General features: G+C 71.9%; 2 protein-coding genes. One reads left to right on the top strand and one right to left on the bottom strand.

Annotation, left to right across the window (positions count from 1 at the left end; translation table 11 throughout):
• The coding region (locus D8M29_RS11590) for a DUF808 domain-containing protein (RefSeq protein WP_148111603.1) at positions 1-881 on the top strand (881 nt) is incomplete at its 5' end.
• A 126-nt stretch (positions 882-1007) separates the two neighbouring features.
• On the opposite strand, the gene D8M29_RS11585 is transcribed toward D8M29_RS11590, so the two are convergent.
• Entirely contained in the window at positions 1008-1844 is an 837-nt protein-coding gene (locus D8M29_RS11585; RefSeq protein WP_127435325.1) for an alpha/beta fold hydrolase, read from the bottom strand.
• Positions 1845-1986: the final 142 nt, after the last annotated feature.

Genomic DNA, 1986 nt, shown 5'->3' with positions numbered 1-1986 from the left:
CCTTGGCCGCCGGAGCGGGACGCGCCGCGGCCAAGGCGGCGGGCGTGGTGGTCGACGACGCCGCGGTGACCCCGCAGTACATGGCCGGCGCGGCCGCGGCCCGCGAGCTGCCGATGATCTGGCGGATCACCAAGGGCTCCCTGCGCAACAAGCTCGTGTTCATCCTTCCCGCGCTGCTGCTGCTCGACTGGCTCGCCCCCTGGATCCTGCCGTGGCTGCTGCTGGCCGGCGGCACCTACCTGTCCTATGAGGGCGCGCACAAGGTGTGGGGCAAGCTCGCCGGCCACGGGCATGCCGACGACGAGGAGCCTGCCGTCGAGCGGGGTCCGGAGGCTGAGGACACCGTGGTGCGCGGGGCCATCACCACGGACTTCATCCTGTCCCTGGAGATCATGGTCATCTCCATGAACGAGGTGGCCGACCTGGGCTTCTGGATGCAGGCGGCGGTCCTGGCGGTGGTGGCTGTCGTCATCACCGCGGGCGTGTACGGGGTGGTGGGGCTGATCGTGAAGATGGACGACGTCGGCCTGCACCTGCACCAGAACGCCACGACCTCCGGCGGCCGTTCGTTCGGCGCCGGGCTGGTCAAGGCCATGCCGCACGTGCTGCGCGTGGTGACCGTCATCGGCACCGTGGCGATGCTCTGGGTGGGCGGCCACATCGCCCTCGTGGAGCTGGACGCGCTGGGCGTGCCGTGGCCCTACTACGCCGTGCAGCACGGGATCGTCGAGCCCGTCACGCACGCCGCCGGCGCGTTCCTCGGCTGGCTCACGGACACCGCGACATCGGCTGTGTGGGGCCTGCTCTGGGGCTCGGTCGCGCTCGGGGTGGTCCTGCTCGTCGGACGCCTGCGCGGAAAGAAGGCCGCGCCCGCCCACTGATGCGGCGGCTGACGGGTCCGCCCCCACCCGCGCCCGACGCTGAGGCCCGCAGACGCGCCGCTACGCACGGAACGTGGCGGCGCGTCTGCGGGCCTCGGCGCTGTCTCCGTCTCCCGACGGGCCCCGTCAGTCGGCGGTGAGGAAGGTGCGCACCGCGGAGACGAAGGCCTCGGGCTGGTCGGCGTGCAGCCAGTGGCCGGCGTCACGGACGGTCACGCGCACGACGCGCGGGAACAGCTCCTTCATCCGCGGCACGTCCTCATCCTGGACGTAGTCCGACTCGGCGCCGGCCAGCCACAGGACCGGATGGTCGAACACGCGCTCCGGGTCCTCGGGGACCACCGGGTCCGGGAACGAGCCGATCTCCCGCAGGTGCTCGAAGAGCATGGCCACATTGGGCTGCCACGCGAAGTGGTCGCCCGTGCGCCGCAGGTTCTGCAGCAGGAAGCCGCGCACCCGCGCGTCGTGGACGTGCTCGGCCATGGCCGCGTCGGCCTCGGCCCGCGAGTCGTACGCGTCCAGGTCCATGCGCAGCATGGTGCCCAGCAGGTGCACGAACTCGTCCGTGGCCTGCGGTGAGAGCCGCGGGGAGATGTCCTCCACGATCAGCCGGTCCACGAGCTCCGGGTGCCGCAGGGCGAGCACCATGGCGACCTTGCCGCCCATCGAGTGGCCCAGCAGGTGGACCGGCCCGTCGGCGGCGAGACCGCCCCGCAGGTGGGCAGCCACCCGGTCCGCGATCTCGCGGTAGTCCACCCGGTCGGTCCAGGGCGAGGCGCCGTGGTCCGGCAGATCGATCAGCTCCACCGTGAAGTCGTCGCCCAGCTCCTTGGCCGGGCCGGTGAAGTTCCGGCCCCGGCCCATGAGGCCGTGCAGGAACGCGACGCGGCGCGGGCCCTCCCCGATGCGGGTGGAGGCCAGGGGGGCGTCGGACGGGTCGGAGGCGGCGGCGGTCGTGTTCACCCGACTCAGGCTAGCTGTTGTGGGTCATGAGGTTCTTGCCACGAGGCGCCGGCTGAGATGAGACGAGTGGGCCCCGCCCCGCAGGATGGAAGTTCCTACACCACCCACCTGCCAGAAGAGACCCACTCATGACTCACGCTAA

This window comes from Micrococcus sp. HSID17227, assembly GCF_003989405.1.
In the GTDB taxonomy this organism is placed as follows: Bacteria; Actinomycetota; Actinomycetes; order Actinomycetales; family Micrococcaceae; genus Micrococcus; species Micrococcus luteus.
This window is presented reverse-complemented; position numbering and strand designations above follow the sequence as displayed.